General features: G+C 70.0%; 17 protein-coding genes. 12 read left to right on the forward strand and 5 right to left on the reverse strand.

Annotated features, from left to right (window positions below; genetic code table 11):
• Positions 1–9 precede the first annotated feature (9 nt).
• The 8 genes from OG718_RS31675 (at position 10) to OG718_RS31710 (ending at position 5,881) form a co-directional block, all read left to right on the forward strand.
• Positions 10–864 (forward strand): hypothetical protein, encoded by an 855-nt coding sequence (locus tag OG718_RS31675; protein ID WP_143643497.1) that lies wholly within the window; start codon positions 10–12, stop codon positions 862–864.
• Positions 861–2,174, forward strand: a complete 1,314-nt coding sequence (locus OG718_RS31680; RefSeq protein WP_143643498.1) for a CpaF family protein — start codon at positions 861–863, stop codon at positions 2,172–2,174. Before OG718_RS31675 ends, OG718_RS31680 begins: the two co-directional genes overlap by 4 nt.
• A 31-nt stretch (positions 2,175–2,205) precedes the next feature.
• Positions 2,206–3,159 (forward strand): type II secretion system F family protein, encoded by a 954-nt coding sequence (locus tag OG718_RS31685; RefSeq protein WP_186001495.1) that lies wholly within the window; start codon positions 2,206–2,208, stop codon positions 3,157–3,159.
• Positions 3,156–4,085 (forward strand): type II secretion system F family protein, encoded by a 930-nt coding sequence (locus OG718_RS31690; RefSeq protein WP_328845797.1) that lies wholly within the window; start codon positions 3,156–3,158, stop codon positions 4,083–4,085. The genes OG718_RS31685 and OG718_RS31690 overlap by 4 nt, the downstream gene beginning before the upstream one ends.
• A 74-nt stretch (positions 4,086–4,159) precedes the next feature.
• Positions 4,160–4,411: a hypothetical protein gene (locus tag OG718_RS31695; RefSeq protein ID WP_055610899.1), complete on the forward strand. Its 252-nt coding sequence runs from the start codon at positions 4,160–4,162 to the stop codon at positions 4,409–4,411.
• A gap of 113 nt (positions 4,412–4,524) precedes the next feature.
• A complete protein-coding gene (locus OG718_RS31700) occupies positions 4,525–4,905 on the forward strand; it encodes a TadE family protein (protein WP_260695784.1) in 381 nt (126 codons plus the stop codon).
• Positions 4,905–5,417: a TadE/TadG family type IV pilus assembly protein gene (locus OG718_RS31705; RefSeq protein ID WP_306939388.1), complete on the forward strand. Its 513-nt coding sequence runs from the start codon at positions 4,905–4,907 to the stop codon at positions 5,415–5,417. The genes OG718_RS31700 and OG718_RS31705 overlap by 1 nt, the downstream gene beginning before the upstream one ends.
• Positions 5,414–5,881, forward strand: a complete 468-nt coding sequence (locus tag OG718_RS31710; protein ID WP_373466231.1) for a TadE/TadG family type IV pilus assembly protein — start codon at positions 5,414–5,416, stop codon at positions 5,879–5,881. Before OG718_RS31705 ends, OG718_RS31710 begins: the two co-directional genes overlap by 4 nt.
• Positions 5,882–5,957: 76 nt before the next feature.
• Here the strand turns inward: OG718_RS31710 and OG718_RS31715 are convergent, their stop codons facing one another.
• From OG718_RS31715 to OG718_RS31730, 4 genes are all read right to left on the reverse strand, one after another.
• Positions 5,958–6,284 carry a hypothetical protein gene (locus OG718_RS31715; protein WP_143643502.1) on the reverse strand — a complete coding sequence of 109 codons (327 nt, stop codon included), beginning with the start codon at positions 6,282–6,284 and terminating at the stop codon, positions 5,958–5,960.
• A gap of 124 nt (positions 6,285–6,408) precedes the next feature.
• The gene (locus OG718_RS31720) at positions 6,409–7,425 is read right to left on the reverse strand and encodes a hypothetical protein (RefSeq protein WP_328845798.1); all 1,017 of its coding nucleotides are present in this window, start codon (positions 7,423–7,425) and stop codon (positions 6,409–6,411) included.
• Between the two features lie 91 nt (positions 7,426–7,516).
• Positions 7,517–8,587, reverse strand: a complete 1,071-nt coding sequence (locus OG718_RS31725) for a hypothetical protein (RefSeq protein WP_443055177.1) — start codon at positions 8,585–8,587, stop codon at positions 7,517–7,519.
• Positions 8,587–9,216, reverse strand: coding sequence for a hypothetical protein (locus tag OG718_RS31730; RefSeq protein WP_143643504.1), 630 nt, complete (start codon positions 9,214–9,216; stop codon positions 8,587–8,589). Before OG718_RS31730 ends, OG718_RS31725 begins: the two co-directional genes overlap by 1 nt.
• Before the next feature lie 320 nt (positions 9,217–9,536).
• Here OG718_RS31730 and OG718_RS31735 point away from each other — a divergent pair, with 320 nt between their 5' ends.
• The 4 genes from OG718_RS31735 to OG718_RS31750 all read left to right on the forward strand — a co-directional run bounded on the left by OG718_RS31735 (position 9,537) and on the right by OG718_RS31750 (position 15,040).
• Positions 9,537–12,539 (forward strand): BTAD domain-containing putative transcriptional regulator, encoded by a 3,003-nt coding sequence (locus OG718_RS31735; protein WP_328845800.1) that lies wholly within the window; start codon positions 9,537–9,539, stop codon positions 12,537–12,539.
• The gene (locus OG718_RS31740) at positions 12,536–13,279 is read left to right on the forward strand and encodes a prepilin peptidase (protein WP_143643506.1); all 744 of its coding nucleotides are present in this window, start codon (positions 12,536–12,538) and stop codon (positions 13,277–13,279) included. Before OG718_RS31735 ends, OG718_RS31740 begins: the two co-directional genes overlap by 4 nt.
• Before the next feature lie 71 nt (positions 13,280–13,350).
• Positions 13,351–14,550, forward strand: a complete 1,200-nt coding sequence (gene mqnC / locus OG718_RS31745) for a cyclic dehypoxanthinyl futalosine synthase (RefSeq protein ID WP_143643507.1) — start codon at positions 13,351–13,353, stop codon at positions 14,548–14,550.
• 40 nt (positions 14,551–14,590) lie between these two features.
• The gene (locus tag OG718_RS31750) at positions 14,591–15,040 is read left to right on the forward strand and encodes an imidazolonepropionase-like domain-containing protein (RefSeq protein ID WP_328845801.1); all 450 of its coding nucleotides are present in this window, start codon (positions 14,591–14,593) and stop codon (positions 15,038–15,040) included.
• A 179-nt stretch (positions 15,041–15,219) separates the two neighbouring features.
• On the opposite strand, the gene OG718_RS31755 is transcribed toward OG718_RS31750, so the two are convergent.
• The gene (locus OG718_RS31755) at positions 15,220–16,275 is read right to left on the reverse strand and encodes a chitinase (RefSeq protein ID WP_328845802.1); all 1,056 of its coding nucleotides are present in this window, start codon (positions 16,273–16,275) and stop codon (positions 15,220–15,222) included.
• Positions 16,276–16,405: the final 130 nt, after the last annotated feature.

The following is a 16,405-nucleotide window of genomic DNA, read 5'->3' on the forward strand; positions in this document are numbered from 1 at the left end:
ACACACACCATGGCCCTCATCGCCCTCGCCGCCGACAAAGGTTCCCCCGGCGTCACCACGGCGGCCGTCGCCCTCGCCGCCGTCTGGCCCCGCAGGGTGCTGCTCGCCGAGACCGACCCGGCCGGCGGCGACCTCGTGTACCGCAGTGCCGCCGCGCACGGCGGGCCGCTGAACCCGAACACCGGCATGCTGTCCATCGCCGCGACCGCCCGCCGTGGCCTCGTACCGGATCAACTCTGGGACCACGTACAGCCGTTGAGCGGTGGGCTCGAAGTGCTCGTCGGGCTCGGGAACGCCGAGCAGGCGGCCGGGCTCGCGGGGCTGTGGCCCACGCTCGGCCGGGCCTTCGCGCAGCTCGCCGACTCCCCGCACGCGCCCGCCGACGTCATCGCGGACTGCGGACGGATCAGCGGTGACACCCCGGCCGTCGAGATGTTCTCGCAGGCGGCACTCGTACTCCTCATCTCCCGCACCGAGCCGGAGGCCATCGCGCGCGTACGCGACCGGGCCGCCGCCCTCAGTGCCAAGCTGCACGGCGGAGCCAGGGGGGCGGCCGCCCTCGGCACGCCCCTCATCGGCGTCGTCCTCATCACCGACCCGAGCGAGTCCGGCAAGCTCGTCCACCAGGTCAACGACATGCTGGTGGCCGCGCAGACCGGCGCCCGCGTCGTCGGCACGGTCGCCGACGACCCGGCAGGCGCCGACCAGTTGGCCGGCCGCAAGCGCGGACGGCTCGACAAGTCGCTGCTCATCCGCTCGGCGCGCAAGGTGACCTCGGACCTCTACCAGCAGTTCGGCGCGGCCTGGGCCGTACCGGCGGCCGGCGGTCCGAACGGTCAGGCCACCGCCGGAGCCGGCCGATGACAGCAGTCGACCACCAGCTGGTCAAGCGGTTCCGGCAGGAGGCCGGCGACCGTATCGCCGAGCAGCGCCGTCTCGACCAGGTCTCCGGCGTCACGCCGATGTCCAACGAGGACGAGCGGCACTACGCCCGCGCGGTGATAGCCCAGATACTGGAGGAGTACGCCCGTACGGAGATCAACTCCGGGCGTACGCCGCTGGACGCGGAGACCGAGGAGCAGTACGCGGCCGCCGTGCACGCCGCGCTCTTCGGCGTCGGGCGTCTGCAGCCCCTGCTGGACAACCCCGAGGTCGAGAACATCGACATCAACGGGTACGACCAGGTCTTCGTCGGCTACTCGGACGGGCGGGAGGAGAAGGGCGATCCCGTCGCCGAGACCGACGAGGAGCTCATCGAGCTGATCCAGATCCTCGGCGCGTACTCCGGTCTCTCCTCCCGGCCCTTCGACTCCGCGAACCCGCAGCTCGACCTGCGGCTGCCGGACGGGTCCCGACTGTCCGCCGTCATGGACGTGACGCGGCGCCCGGCGCTCTCCATCCGTCGCGCGCGTATGGGCAAGGTCTTCATGTCCGACCTCGTCGGCAACGGCACGCTCACCCCCGACATCGGGCACTTCCTCGCCTGCGCCGTCCGGGCGCGCAAGAACATCATGATCGCGGGCGCGACCAACGCCGGTAAGACCACCCTCCTGAGGGCCCTGGCGAACGAGATCCCGCCGCACGAGCGCCTCATCACCGTCGAGCGCGCCCTGGAGCTCGGCCTCGACCAGTTCGCCGATCTGCACCCGAACGTCGTGGCGTTCGAGGAGCGGCTGCCCAACTCCGAGGGCCAGGGCACCATTTCGATGGCCGAGCTGGTCCGGCGGTCGCTGCGAATGAACCCCTCGCGCGTCATCGTCGGTGAGGTCCTCGGCGACGAGATCGTGACCATGCTGAACGCGATGTCGCAGGGCAACGACGGCTCGCTGTCCACGATCCACGCCAACAGCTCCAGCGAGGTCTTCAACCGTATTTCCACGTACGCGCTCCAGGCCACCGAGCGGCTGCCCATCGAGGCCAGCCAGATGCTCGTCGCGGGAGCGGTGAACTTCGTCGTCTTCGTCCAGCGGCGCAACAACTACCAGACGGGCGGCCGACTCCAGCGCATGGTCACCTCCATCCGCGAGGTCAACGGCGTCGACGGACGCGTCCTGTCCAGCGAGGTGTTCGCCGAGGCGGCGGACGGCCGGATCGTGCCGCACGCGCCGCTCGCCTGTCTCGAAGACCTGATCCAGCACGGCTATCGCCTGCCCGGCGGCGGGAACTGGGGGTGAGCTGACCATGAATCTCGACGGACTCGGCTCCATGGGCGGGCTGTTCTCCACGACGGTCCTGTACGCGCTCGGGTGCGGTATCGCCGTCGGCGGCGGCCTCGCGCTGTTCGCCGTCGCGGTCCGCGGACTGCCCGCCAAGCCCGAGCACGAGAAGCAGAAGGCGAGCGAACGGGCCTCCGAGCTCGTACGGTTCGCCGGTCAGCGCGGTTCGATCGCCGCCGGCGCCGGCATCGTCGTCCTGCTGCTCACGCGGTGGGCCGTCGCCGGTATCGCGACCGCCGTCCTCGTCTTCTTCTGGGACAAGCTCTTCGGCGGCGCCTCCGAGGAGAAGTCCGCCATGCGCCGCGTGGAGGCCCTCGCCTCCTGGACCGAGTCGCTGCGCGACACCATCGCGGGCGCGGTCGGCCTCGAACAGGCCATCCCCGCCTCCGCGCGCGCCGCGGCACCGGTCCTCCGCCCGCACCTCGACGCCCTCGTCGACCGCCTCCGCTCCCGTACGCCGCTGCCGGAAGCCCTCCAGCAGCTCGCCGACGAGATCGACGACGCGTCCGCCGACATCATCGTGGCCGCCCTGATCCTCAACGCGCGGCTGCGCGGCCCGGGTCTGCGGCAGGTCCTGGGCGCGCTCGCCAAGTCGGCGCGCGAAGAGGTCGACATGCGGCAGAGGGTCATGGCACAGCGCGCTTCGACCCGTCGCTCCGTACAGATCGTCGTCGCCGTCTCGGTCGCCTTCGTGCTCGGCCTGTCGATCTTCAACCGCGAGTTCGTCGAGCCGTACGGCACGGCGGTCGGCCAGCTCGTACTCGCCTGTGTCTGCGGCCTGTTCGCGCTCGGCTTCGTATGGCTGCGCAAGCTGTCGACCATCGAGACGCCGGAACGCTTCCTGGTACGGGACGAGTCGTCCGTCCAGTTCGTCCGGCCCCGTACGTCGTCGCCGACGCCGTCCCAGCCCCAGTCGTTGCCGGAGGAGGGGGTACGCCGATGAACTCGTCCCTGACCATGCCCGTCGTGGTCGGCGCCGTCCTGGGCCTGGGCATCTACGCCCTCGTCCGCGCCATGATGCCGTCCAAGCGCAGCGCGGTCTCACAGGTCGCGCGCATCGACGCGATGCGGGCGCGGGGAGCGGCGTACGAGTCCTCGCACCGCACCACCTCCGACACCGGGCGGCTCGGCAGCGTACGGACCGGAGTCGGTGCGCGCGTCTCCGAGTTCTACATGCAGCAGGGCTGGGAGCTGCGGTCGTTGCGGGCCGACCTGGCCGTGCTGGACCGGAGTTGGGAGAACTTCCTCGCGACGAAGGTGCTGCTGGCGGCGGCCGGGCTGTTCTTCGGCCCGTTCATGTTCGCCGTGGTCTGGACACTCGGCTTCGGCCGCAGCCCCGTCATCCCGGTCTGGCTCGCGCTGATGTTCGCGACCCTCTTCTTCTTCCTGCCGGACCTGGAAGTACGCAGGGACGCGGCGGAGAAGCGGCGTGACCTGCGGCGCGTGATCGGCGCGTATCTGGACCTCGTGTCGATGAGCCTCGCGGGCGGCCGGGGTCTCCCGGAGGCCCTGATGGCCGCCGCCGAGGTCTCCGACGGCTGGGCCACGCAGCGCATCCGTAATGCGCTCGCGGACGCCCGGATCACCGGCATCAGCCAGTGGCAGGCGCTCGGTTCCCTGGGCGAGGACCTGGGGGTGGAGGAACTGAAGGACCTGTCGGCCTCGTTGGCGCTGGTCGCGGACGACGGCGCGAAGGTGCGCGAGTCGCTCGCCTCCCGGGCCGAGACGATGCGGCACCGCGAACTCGCCGAGATCGAGGGCAGCGCGGGTGAGAAGTCGCAGTCGATGCTCGTCGCGCAGCTGCTGCTCTGCGCGGGCTTCCTCGTCTTCCTGATCTTCCCGGCGGCGATGCGTGTGTTCCAGGTCTGACTCCGGCACCGACAACTGCATCCTCGAACTGCTCTGAAATGAACTCGAGAACTGTCTTGAGAGGACAACTCACCATGAACGGACGGAACTTCAGCACCGGGATCCCGGGGGTGGACTTCCTGATCACCTTCCTCCAGGGGCGGGTGCAGCGTGCCCGCTCCGGCGAGCTCGACCGTGGTGCGTCCGCGGTGGAGTGGGTCATCATCTCGGCGGTCGTCGTGGCGATCGTCGGCGTGGTCGCCGCGATCATCAACGCCGCGCTGAGCGACGGCGCCAACAAGGTCGGCGACTGCATCAAGGGCGCGGACGCGGGCAGCACCTGCTGATTCCGCTCTCCGACTCTCTTCCCTCTCATATCTCTCATACGGGGTAACTGGTGAGCGTACGACGCTGGGTACGCCGCCGGGTGGAGGCCGCCTCCACCCGCGGCGACTCCGGCATGACCGCGATCGAGTTCGTGCTGCTCACGCCCGTGCTCTTCTTCATGATCTTCGCCACCGTGCAGTTCGCGCTGTACTTCTTCGCCGACCACGTCGCCCAGGCGGCGGCCCAGGCCGGCGCCCGCAAGGCCCGCGCGACGGCCGACGAACAGCCGGGCGCGTGGCGCGGCGAGGCACGGGACGTCGTCGACAGCTACATCGCGCAGCTGGGGCCGCAGTTGGTGCTCTCCCCGAACGTGGAGATGCTCCAGCCGGAGCAGAACACGGTGGGCGTGGAGATCACGGCGAAGGTGCCGTCGGTGTTCCCGGGGCTGGACATGACGGTGCACGCTCAGTCCTCGGGACCGGTGGAGCGGTTCGTGCAGGAGGAGGGCAACTGATGGGTGCGCTTCCTGCCGGGGTGCGCTCGGCGGTACGGGAGTCCGGGGACTTCGTACGGGACCATGTGCGGGACTTTGTACGGCAGCGGGCTCGTGCCGTCACCGCAGCAGCCGCGGGCGCCCGCGACCGGGGGCTGTCCACCATCGAAGTGGTCATCCTGGCCCCGGTGATGATCCTCTTCATCCTTGTCCTCGTGGCCTTCGGGCAGCTCGTGGACGGGCGCGGTGCGATCGACGGCGCCGCGCGGGACGCGGCCCGGGCCGGCTCGATCCAGAAGAACCACGCCATCGCCATGTCCGAGGCCCGCAAGGCGGCCGCCGCGGACCTCGACGACGTCTGCTCGGGTCCCGTGACCGTCAACCAGACGAGCGCGGGCTTCGAGCCCGACAGCATCTTCACGGTCGAGGTGAGCTGTGAGGTGCGGGGCCTGGCGATGCTCGGGCTCGACGTCCCCACGACGCTGACCGCGAGCTTCAGTTCGCCGATCGACCCCCTGCGGAGGGCCGCGTGAACATCCCTCCCGCCGTACGCGACTGGGTCTCCGCCCGCCGCACGCGGCTCGACGACCGGGGCTCGGGCGCCGGAGCGGTCATCATCTTCGCCCTCGTGTTCCTGTCCCTCTCGGCCTTCGTCATCGACGGCGGCCTGTCGATCTCCAAGCGGGAACGCGCCGCCGACATCGCCGAACAGGCCGCCCGGTACGCGGCCCAGGACATCGACCGCGAGGCCCTGTACGAGAACGAGGGCGGCCCCGCCCCCATCCTCTTCGAGAACTGCGGCGCCCGGGTCAAGGCCTTCGCCCAGGAGATGGGCATGACCGGCGCGGACATCGCCGCCACCCACTGCGTCGCCGCCACCGCCGACGAGGTCGAGGTGGAGGTCCAGCTCACGTACTCGCCGGTCTTCACGGGGATGTTCTACGGCGGCGACGTGACGGTCCGGGGGCGGGCGGTTGCCGAGAACGAGGTCGGCTGACGGGGTGGACAGCGAGGCCGGCTGAGGCGCGGGCGCCCACTCACGCGGACGGGGCGGCCCGCTTGCCGCCGCCGTTCTACTTGCCGCTCTCGCCGCCCTTGCCGTCGGACTTCACGCCCTCGGAGACCTGCTTCGCCAGGTCGTCGTCCAGCTTCTTGAACTCCCGCACGATCGCCTCGGACATCTGGGCCAGCGCGTCGAGCGCCTGGTTGATGTCCTCGCGGCCGTCCTCCCAGTTGGACTCGAAGTCCTCCAGCTTTTCGTAGACGCCGCCGTCACCGATGTCGTCCTTGTAGGACTCGAAGAGCTTCTTGGTGTGGTTCATCCGCGACTTGATGTCACGCAGCCGGGTGCCGTAGTCCTCCAGCTCACTGAGCGGCAGCGCGAGGTCGGGCTTGCCCATGTGCGTTCCCCCTGTGGTGTCCGTGCCTCGGCGGCTCGTGTCTGCTGTCTGCGCAAGTTGTGACTATATGAAGCGGACGATACCCCCGTCACCCGCGCCGACAATGCCCCGCCGGTCCCGTCGTCTACTTCGAGTCCGTCATCCGGTACTCGTACGCGATCACCGAAGGCTTGCCCGACTTCGGCAGGGTGGCGAGCGTCATGCCCTGGAAGGTGTCGGTGACGAGGGCGCGCTTGGCCGGGTTGTAGACGGACTCCTCTTTGTTCGGGGTGATCTCGAAGCTGCCCATGTACTGCTGCTTGAGCAGCGTCTCCTGGGTGTGGGCGGTCGGGACGACCGCGAGCACACCGCCGTCGGCCAGCCGCAGCGCGTAGGTCTTCCCGTACGCCGGGTCCTTGGCGAAGTACTTCTTGGTCGCCCACTTGGCCAGATCGAATGTGTCGCGCCCCTTGTAGAGCTTGAGGGCGTCCTTGGCCGGGTCCGTGGTGTGGGAGATCCCGGCGCCGGCCTTCTTCCCACCGGTCTCGTACAGGTCCTCGAACGCCGCGCTCACTTCGTTCGGGGCGAGGGCTCCGACACGGGTGGAGGGGGCCACGGCGGTGGCGAGACCGTGGTCGCCGGTGTCGATCGCCGGGATCGGTGCCTCGGCGTAGACCGCCGACGTCAGCTTCCAGGCGCCGCCGTCCTTGTCGAAGACCAGGAGGGCGGGGGTCTTCGATCCACTGGCGGTGGCCTTGACGGCGAACCAGTCCCCACCGGCGGGGATGTAGTACGTACGGTCCTGGTAGGTGAAGGGCTTCTCGTAGTCGCTCCGGTCCGCCTTCGTCCAGGTGCCGAAGGTCTTGTAGTCGGCCTTGCTCTGCTCGTGGACCTGGCCGCCTTCGACCGTCGCCAGCAGCTTGGCGTTCTGCGTTTTGTTCGCCTTGCCGTTGACAGCCGCGTAGTTGTCGACGATCTTCGCCGCCTGCTCGCGGGTCACGGCGCCCTTGGGGGCGGCGGAGGCCGAGGCTTTCGGGCCGGCCTTCCCGTCGTCGTCCGTGCTGCCGCCGCACCCGGTGAGAGCGACGGTGGAAGTCAGCCCGAGCATCAGCAGAGCGATGCCGGTCGTGCGTGCGGCGCGTGCCGGGTGGGGGGAAGCCATGGTGTGCGCGTCTCTTCTTCTGTTGTGGGGACTCGGGGCAGGGGAACGCCTGCCGCGAAGGGAACGACTGCCGCGAAGTGGTGGCCGCGCGTCAGCGGTTGATCGACTGGATCTCCTGGACGTTCATGTCCTGGGTGGTCTCGAAGGTGCCGTCGGGCAGGTCACCGCCCGCACCGCCGTTGCCCTCCCAGGAGATCTGCCAGGTGACGGAGGCCTTGAGCGCGTACGGCTCTCCGCCGGTGGCACGCAGGTACGTGATCCCGCAGGGAGGCGCCTGCTCGGCGTCGCCCTTCTTGTACGGGGTGCCGATGGAGCCGTCGTCGTTGATCTCACACTCACCGGAGGCGGGGTAGGTCTCCGCGTCCGCCGTACCTGGTTCGAGATGAAGACTCACCGGCTTCGCGGTGGTTTCTGCCCAGATGCCCGTGTTGGGGAGTTCGGCACGGACCTGGACGTCTTGGAACGTGCCCTTGTCCAGCCACACCCAAGTGGGCAGGTTGACCGTGGACTTGGCCTCCGGCCGCAGCTCGATCTCCGTGTCGGGGACCTCGATCTTGTCGTAGGCGTAGTCGGCCAGGGTCTTGGGAGTCGGCGCGTTGGGCACGTCGGGGATCTGGCCGGCGTCCTGCCAGAACATGATGAGGCCGCAGTCCCAGGAGTCCGGGTCGGAGTCGTCGGGCGCGACGCTGCGCCAGAAGTAGCCGTCCTTGCCCTTGTTGTAGTCCTCGTAGCCGGGGGCGGACGTCCAGTTGTCGTCCATGTTGTCTTCCGGCTTGCCGTCCTTGTAGTGGTCGGTCCAGAGCCCCTTGCCGATCCACGACTGGTGGATGCCGACGTCTCCGACACCGTCCGACTCGTCCACGAAGCGCTCAAGGCTCTCGGGGGTGAAGACGGGCTCGTACCAGCAGGCCGGGGGCTTCCAGTTCGGGTCGACCGCCCCGAGATTGCCCTTCTTCCCGCCGCCGTCTCCGCCCTTGGGGTACGAGATCCGGATCTGCGAGTGGGTGGCGGAGGCGTAGAGGTCCTTTCCGCCCGCGCCGCCGGACGACTCGCCTTCATGTCCCGGTTCGCCGAGGGCGAGTGCCGGTGACGGCGCCAGTGCGGTTGTCAGTGCCAGCGGGACGACCAAACCTACGAGGACGTACCGAACAGTGCGCATCATCAGCACCCTCCCGGCTTCGTCTCGACGGTCTGGGTCTTCCAGACGCCGTTCGCCTCTCTCCCCAGACTCGTCCGGTACTGCACCTTCGGGGACTCACCCTTGGGAGTGCCGGCCTTCTCGCCGGTCTTGAGGTCCTTGCTGAAGCCCTTGCTCTCGTCGACGCAGTAGAAGAGCGTGGCGCGCTTCTTCGTCTTGCCGATGTAGGTGATCTCGGGGGCGTAGGCCTTGACTTCGCCGACGATCGTCAGGCCCTTGTAGCCCTTGACCCACGCGGAGCCGGTACTCATCGCCCCCTGCCCGCTGTAGAAGGACATGGAGGCGGCCTCCGGGTCGCCCTCGATGATGGCGGCGTACGAAGCCCGAAGCCGTTCCTTGCCGTCGTTCAGAGCGGTCTGGAGTTCGGGATCGCTGTCCGTCCAGCCCTCGAAGTCCGCCTGGAAGCTCTTCGGCAGCTCGATGACGGGCCGGTTTGCCTTCGAAGCCGCGGACGCCGAAGCCGACGGACTCGACCCCTTGTCCGCCCCCTTGATGTCGTCCGACGACGAGTCGTCGCCCCCACCACAAGCGGTCAGCAGAAGCGCCGCGGTGGCGGCGAGCGCGGCAGCGGTGGTCACGGTGCGGCGGGCCACGGGTGTACTCCCCCTGTATAAGGCATGTGTGCAACAGAGAACGAAGCTACCAGGGGCACGTAGAGGGCCTCGGGGCGGTGGTGGGGGATTGTGTGGGGATCGTGAGATCTGTGACGTGACAGTTGCGAAGTGCTTGGAGCCCAGGCGTGGAACGGCGGACGCCCGAATGGAAATCGCGGGCATAGCGGGCGGGCGGTGAGGAATCGGTCGGGCTCAAGGACTGCTTCTCTCCCCGCCCTTCGACACCCTCAATAAGATCTAAGTAGGCTCAGCACACCCCCGCTCTCCCTCCCTCCACACACGACACCAGGACACCCGCCATGGCGCGACGTACCACTTCCAACTCGACGGGAAGCTCGCCGGGTCCGAGGAATCGGACGCCGCAGCCCCTGCCTCGGCGGCGCCGTACGTTCGGGGACTTTCTGAAGGCGTTTCTCGCCTTCGTGGCCCTGCTCGTGCTGCTGATCGGGGTGCCCGGGGCGCTGGCCTCGCAGATCGGGTGGCCGCTGCCGAGCGGTTCGCCGAGTCTGGACTGGCTCCAGAAAGAGATCAGCGTCGATACGTTCATCAATACGCTGACCGTCGTCGTCTGGTTCGCCTGGGCCCAGTTCACCGCGTGCGTGCTCGTCGAGGTGAAGGCCGCCCTGTCGGGCGTCGGGCTGCCGAACCGCGTGCCCGGCGCCGGCCCGAGCCAGCTGCTCGCGCGGCAGCTCGTCGCGGCCCTGCTGCTCGTCGGCGCGACCGCCGCGAGCTTCACGCCGGGCCTGTCGCAGCTCGGGCAGCAGCTGGACGGGAACCAGCGGCCGGCCGCCGCGGCCGCGCAGCAGACGCCGGGCGGGCTCCTCGGCCAGCAGCAGGAGCAGGCGGCCTCGACGGCCGCCGCCCTGGCCGAGCAGGCGGCCTCCGCCGCCGCGCACGCCGAGAGCGGGACCGCCGCCCACGCCTCCGACGACGACACGAAGTTCTACCGGATCCAGCCCCCCGAGGGCCGTCACCACGACTCCCTCTGGGAGGTCGCGGAACGCCACCTCGGCGACGGGCGGCGGTACAAGGAGATCTACCAGCTCAACAAGGACCGTACGCAGCCCGACGGTTCGAAGCTCTCCGAGGCCAGCCTCATCCGGCCCGGCTGGATCATGGAGATGCCCGGCGACGCCCGCGGCGGCGAGCTGGTGGAGATGCCCGACGAGGCCCCGAAGGTCTCGGAGGAAGTGCAGCAGCAGATCTCCGACTACGCCAGGACCGGTGGCGCCGGCGGACAGCAGGGGAGCGGTCAGCAGGGCGGCGGCTCCGGGTCCCTCGACCGCGACACCGCCCACATCAGCCTTCCCGAGCAGCGGCCCGCCCCCGACAAGGGGCACCAGCAGGGGCAGGACGAGCGGCAAGGACAGCAGGGGCAGGAGCATGCCGCCCCGGCCGCCGGTGAGGACGGCGGGTTCGGGCTGCCGCAGGCACTGCTCGGCGCGCCCCTTCTCGCCGCCGGTCTCCTCGGCGCCCTCGGCAGGCGCCGGCGTCAGGCGCTGTGGCAGTCCGCCCTCGGTGCCGTCGGCGGGCGGCGCGGCATGGAACCGCCGACGCCCACCGGCGCGGCCGCCGACGCGCAGGACGCGCTGCTGGTGGGGGCCGACCCCGAGGGCGTACGCCTTCTCGACCTCTCCCTGCGCGGGCTCGCCGCGTCGCTCGCGGGCGAGTCCCGGCCGCTGCCGACCGTCTACGCGGCCTGGATGAGCGGCAACGGCGACCTGCACCTCCAGCTCGCCCAGCCCGCCGGAAAGCCGCCGGCGCCCTGGCAGCTCGGGCAGGACCAGACGTTCTGGATGCTCGCGAGGGCAGACGCCGAGCGGTACGAGGACGTCGACACGGCCGCTCCCTACCCCGGCCTCGTCAGCCTCGGCACGATGGACGACTCGCGGCTCCTCCTCAATCTGGAGGCCGTGCCCGGCATCGTCTCACTGAGCGGCCGTGAGCAGGACCGGGCGGGCGTGTTCGCCTCCGTGGCCGCCGAGTTGGCCACCAACGGCTGGTCCGACCGCATGACGATCACCCTCGTCGGCTTCGGCGAGGACCTCACTCCTCTCGCGCCCAACCGGCTCCGCCACCTCGACGACATCGAGGCGCTCGTGGAGACCATGGAGGCGGAGACGCGGCAGCGGCGCGGCGCGCTGGGTGCCGCAGGGCACGACTCGGTCCTGACCGGGCGTACGGGCCCTGCCCAGCACACCCGTTGGGCCCCGCACCTCGTGCTGCTCGCCGCCGAGCCGTCCGCCGAGGACGCCGTCACGCTCGCCGAACTGGCCGCCGACGCGAGCCGGTTGGGCATCGGGTACCTCGTCGGCACGCAGTCGGGCGATCTGCCCGGTGCCGCCTGGGAGATGGAGATCACCAGCGAGGGCAAGCTCCTCGCGCCGCTCCTCGGGCTCGAACTCGACGCGCAGCTCCTGCCGGTGTCCCAGCAGCGGGCCGTCGTCGAGCTGTTCACCGACGCCGACCCCGAGCGCGACGACGACCGCCCCACCACCACCCCGCCGTTCCTCGTCGACATCAGCGAGCAGGGGCGTCCCGCGGTGTACGCGCGGCTCGTCGGCCCGTACGAGATCATCGGCCTCGAAACGCCGGACGGTGAGCGCAGCCCGCTGCTGCACGAGGCGTTGGCGCTGCTGCTTCTGCACCGCGAGGGTGTGCATCCGCGGGTGCTGTCCTCCGCGCTGTGGCCGCGCGGCGTCACGGACGACGTGCGGGACGCGCTCGTCGAGCGGCTGCGCACCTGGCTCGGCAACGACCCGGACGGTACGCCGCGACTCGGCACCGACTCGACCGGGCGGCTCAAGCTCGCCAAGTCCGTGGTGTCCGACCTGGATGTGCTGCGGTCGCTGTACCACGAGGCCACGCAGGGGCGGGGCGCCAACAGCCGTGCCGTGCGCGGGCGTCTGCTGACCGATGCGCTGGTGCTGGTGCGGGGACCGTTGCTGGCCGAGCGGCCCGCGGGGCGGTACGGGTGGCTGACCCACGAGATCATCGACGCACAACTGCCGCTGCTCGTCGCGGACATCGGGCTCGCCCTGTCCGCGTTCCACCTGGAGAAGGACCGGGCGGAGAAGGCGATCGAGGCGCTGAACGCGGCGCTCGGCTCCGCGCCGGGCGATGAGCGGCTGTGGAACGAGTTGCTTCGGGCCACGCATGCCACCGGTGACAGTGATCGCCTCAAGAGGCTTGCTGCGGATCTGGTGGCGCGGAGCGGGGCACGTGGGCTGCCGCCCAGGACCGAGGCCCTGCTGGACGAGCTGCTGCCGACCTGGCGCAGCGGCGTGGCCGCCGTGGGATGAACGGCCTCCAACCGATCGACCTGTTGATGATCGTCGGCGCCGCCCTCTGGGGCGGCGCCATCGGCGTGTTCATCCCTCGCCCTGCCTATCGCTTCTCCGTCGCCCCCGACGAGCCGTGGCAGACGCGGTGTCCCGAAGGGCACCACATCGGCGGCTGGGTCGGGCCGGCCCGATGTCGGGAGTGTGGAGGGCGGACGTACGGGCCCAGCACCCCCCTCGTCGCCCTCGCGGCCGCGCTCGTGTGCGCGGCGCTTGCGGCAGCGACCGGTACCCGGCCCGAGCTGGGCGTCTGGCTGTTGCTCGCGCCGCTCGGCGTGCTGCTCGCCGTCGTGGACTTCACCGTGCAGCGGCTGCCGGACGTGCTGACGCTGTCGCTCGCGGGAGCGGCCCTGGTCCTGCTTGCGGGGGCCGCCGCCGCGCCCGAGAACGCCGGGGACTGGCTGACCGCGCTGTACGGAGGCCTCGCCCTCGGCGGCGGCTACTTCGTCCTCTTCCTCATCAACCCCAACGGCATGGGCTTCGGCGACGTGAAGCTCGCGCTCGGGCTCGGGGCCGTCCTCGGCTGGTACGGCTGGGGAGCCCTGCTGCTGGGCACCTTCGCCGGGTTCCTGTTCGGCGGGCTGTACGGGCTGGGGCTCGTCGTCGTCCGCAGGGCCGGGCGCAAGACCTCCATGCCCTTCGGGCCCTTCCTGATCGCGGGCGCCTTTGTGGGTCTGCTCATCGGGGCGTACGCGGCCTGACGTCGGGTGATCACACGGCCTGGCGTACGCTGGATCAGTCCGTCCACACCCCTATGAAAGGGACCGCTCCGGTGACCGAGAAGGCCGACCTCCAGTCCGTCCTCGACCGTGCCGCCGAGGGTGGGCGGATCACCCCGGAAGAGGCGCTCGACCTCTACCGCGACGCCCCGCTGCACGCGCTGGGCGCCGCCGCCGACGCCGTACGCCGCCGTCGGTACGCCGGTACGGAGCACATCGCGACGTACATCATCGAGCGCAACATCAACTACACGAACGTCTGCGTCACGGCGTGCAAGTTCTGCGCCTTCTACGCGCCGCCGAAGGACACCGCCAAGGGCTGGACGCGGGATCTGGACGACATCCTGCGCCGCTGCGCGGAGACCGTCGAGCTCGGCGGGACGCAGATCATGTTCCAGGGCGGGCACCACCCGGACTTCGGCGTCGAGTACTACGAGGAGCACTTCGCCGCGATCAAGGCCGCCTACCCGCAGCTCGTCATCCACAGCCTGGGGGCGAGCGAGGTCGAGCACATGGCCCGTATCTCCAAGGTCTCCGCCGAGGAGGCGATCCAGCGCATTCACGCCGCCGGTCTCGACTCCTTCGCCGGTGCCGGTGCCGAACTGCTGCCCGCGCGGCCCCGCAAGGCCATCGCCCCGCTGAAGGAGAGCGGCGAGCGCTGGCTGGAGATCATGGAGGCCGCGCACAACCTCGGTGTGGAGTCCACGTCCACCATGCTCATGGGTACCGGCGAGACCAACGCCGAGCGCATCGAGCACCTGCGGATGATCCGTGACGTGCAGGACCGGACGGGCGGCTTCCGCGCCTTCATCCCGTACACGTACCAGCCCGAGAACAACCACCTCAAGGGCCGTACGCAGGCCACGCTCTTCGAGTACCTGCGGATGATCGCCATCGCGCGGCTCTTCATGGACAACATCGCCCACATCCAGGGCTCCTGGCTGACGACGGGCAAGGAGGTCGGCCAGCTCTCCCTGCACTACGGCGCCGACGACCTCGGCTCGATCATGCTGGAGGAGAACGTCGTGTCCTCGGCCGGTGCCAAGCACCGCTCCAACCGCATGGAGATCATCGACCTGATCCGCAAGGCCGGCCGCGTCCCGGCACAGCGGGCCACGACGTACGAGCACCTCGTCGTCCACGACGACCCGGCGAACGACCCGGTCGACGAGCGGGTCCAGTCCCACATCTCCTCGACGGCGATCGAGGGCGGCACGGCCCACCCGGAGCTGAAGCTCCTCGCCTCCAACTAGTGCCCCGACCAGTGCGATCAGTGCTCCGACTGGCGTTGCTGTGCTGACGATTCACGTCGCTGACGAGTTGCGGTACGCCTGGGACGACCCCGATCCGGTCAAGGACGGGGCCGTCGCCGTGGAGGGCGACCGGATCGCCGCGACGGGCTCGCTGGCCGGCCTTCAGGAACGCTTCCCGGGTGCGCGTGTGCGGCGGTGGCCCGGCGTCCTCGGGCCGGGCCGCGTCCTTGAGGGCCCGCTCCCGGATGCTCCGACGCCACGCGAACGGGTGCACGCGGTGCTGAAGTTGGGTGCGGTGGCGGTTCTGGAGCAGTACGCCGACACGGCCGAGCTGAGGGCAGCGGCCGGGCGCAATGACGTGGCCGTACTGGCCCGGGTCCGTCCCGCGGCGATCGTGGCCGGGGGCCGGGCCGATCTCGCGGTCTTCGACGAGGACGGGGCGTGCGTGGCGACCGTGTGCGGGGGGCGCCTTGTGCACAGGCGCCGTTGAGCTTTCCGTTGTCCTGAGGGTGCGGGTTCGTTGTGGCTGGTCGCGGAGTTCCCCGCGCCCCTGAAAAGCAGGCGTGCCTGAAAAACCGCGGTGCACCAGGCGCCCTCGCCTTTTGCTTTTAGGGGCGCGGGGAACTGCGCGATCAACCCCCACCCACCCGCAGTCGAAATGTGACCCGATCACCCGGTGAACGCTTCGGCGAAATCCCCGGCCTCCTGGTCAACCCCACTGCAATTCGTCGCCGCGTCATCCGAAGCCGCATCGTCACCTTCACACTGCTGGTCCCGGAACGTCGACCACATCGACACCCACGCGATCCCCTTCTCCTCCGCGAACGAGCGAACCTGCACCGCGTCGGACAGGGAGAACGTCTCGTTGTCCACGTCGTTGACGCCGATCATCGAGGTGAGGGCGAGCCCCTTCCAGGCCCCGGCGTCCGACAGCCCGAAGACGTCCTCCAGTTGGTCGTGGGCGGCCTCGGCCGACGTCTCCGCGTAGTCGCCCATGTCCTCGTCGTACGAACTGCCGTAGTTCATGGTCATGATGTTGACCGTGGAGACCTGGACGCCGTTGTCGTTGGCGGACTCCAGCAGCGCCAGGCTGTCGTCGTCGAGCCCGGACGGCATCACGGGCAGGGTGAAGGTGACCGCCAGGTCGGAGCGCTCCTTCTGGAGCAGGGCGATGGCTTCGGAGCGCAGCGCGACCGAGTCGGAGTCGGTCAACTGCTTGCCCTCGATGTCGAAGTCGGCCTCCGTGGCCCCTGCGGCGTCGAGCGCTGCCCCGTAGGCCTCGGCCAGTTCGGGGGCGCTGTCGCAGGTAGAGGCGAGTTCCTTGCCGGAGGCGCCGCCGAAGGAGACGCGCACGGTGCCACCGGACTCCTTGAGCGCCGATATACGGGACTTGACGGCCGAGTCGCCGATGGCCGTCGTGCCGTTCCACTCCGGCGTGCAGCCGCTGCCGCCCGCGATGACGAAGGCCAGGTTGTACGTGGCCGGGGAGCCGGCCGAGTCGTTGTCGGAGGCGCTGGTGGCGCTGACGTACGGGGCGTACGCGGTGGCGGCCGACTCCGCCGAGGCCGAGGCCGATGGCGACTCCGAGGCCGCCCCCGCCCCCGCCGCCGACGGCTGTGAGGACGACGATGACGACGACTCCGAGTCCGGTTCCGAGGAGCACCCGGCGCAGGTCAGGGCCGCCAGACAGACGAACCCGGCAGTCGGCTTGAGGAAACTCCGCATTGCGTATGCACCGCTCTCTGGTTCACGTCGTGGACCGAAAACGTCTCACAGGCGGCCGCGGTGCACGAAGTCGAGCGGGACTCTCTCAGGGAAACGACAGGATCAGGAATTTCTCATGGCTGTCTCACAA

The organism is Streptomyces sp. NBC_00258, from assembly GCF_036182465.1.
Classification (GTDB): Bacteria; Actinomycetota; Actinomycetes; order Streptomycetales; family Streptomycetaceae; genus Streptomyces.

Excerpts from the sequence above, each read along its gene's own strand:
- OG718_RS31675 (WP_143643497.1), top strand. The coding sequence starts at position 10 with ATGGCCCTCATCGCCCTCGCCGCCGACAAAGGTTCCCCCGGCGTCACC.
- OG718_RS31680 (WP_143643498.1), top strand. The coding sequence starts at position 861 with ATGACAGCAGTCGACCACCAGCTGGTCAAGCGGTTCCGGCAGGAGGCC.
- OG718_RS31685 (WP_186001495.1), top strand. The coding sequence starts at position 2,206 with ATGGGCGGGCTGTTCTCCACGACGGTCCTGTACGCGCTCGGGTGCGGT.
- OG718_RS31690 (WP_328845797.1), top strand. The coding sequence starts at position 3,156 with ATGAACTCGTCCCTGACCATGCCCGTCGTGGTCGGCGCCGTCCTGGGC.
- OG718_RS31695 (WP_055610899.1), top strand. The coding sequence starts at position 4,160 with ATGAACGGACGGAACTTCAGCACCGGGATCCCGGGGGTGGACTTCCTG.
- OG718_RS31700 (WP_260695784.1), top strand. The coding sequence starts at position 4,525 with ATGACCGCGATCGAGTTCGTGCTGCTCACGCCCGTGCTCTTCTTCATG.
- OG718_RS31705 (WP_306939388.1), top strand. The coding sequence starts at position 4,905 with ATGGGTGCGCTTCCTGCCGGGGTGCGCTCGGCGGTACGGGAGTCCGGG.
- OG718_RS31715 (WP_143643502.1), bottom strand. The coding sequence starts at position 6,284 with ATGGGCAAGCCCGACCTCGCGCTGCCGCTCAGTGAGCTGGAGGACTAC.
- OG718_RS31720 (WP_328845798.1), bottom strand. The coding sequence starts at position 7,425 with ATGGCTTCCCCCCACCCGGCACGCGCCGCACGCACGACCGGCATCGCT.
- OG718_RS31725 (WP_443055177.1), bottom strand. The coding sequence starts at position 8,587 with ATGATGCGCACTGTTCGGTACGTCCTCGTAGGTTTGGTCGTCCCGCTG.
- OG718_RS31735 (WP_328845800.1), top strand. The coding sequence starts at position 9,537 with ATGGCGCGACGTACCACTTCCAACTCGACGGGAAGCTCGCCGGGTCCG.
- OG718_RS31740 (WP_143643506.1), top strand. The coding sequence starts at position 12,536 with ATGAACGGCCTCCAACCGATCGACCTGTTGATGATCGTCGGCGCCGCC.
- OG718_RS31755 (WP_328845802.1), bottom strand. The coding sequence starts at position 16,275 with ATGCGGAGTTTCCTCAAGCCGACTGCCGGGTTCGTCTGTCTGGCGGCC.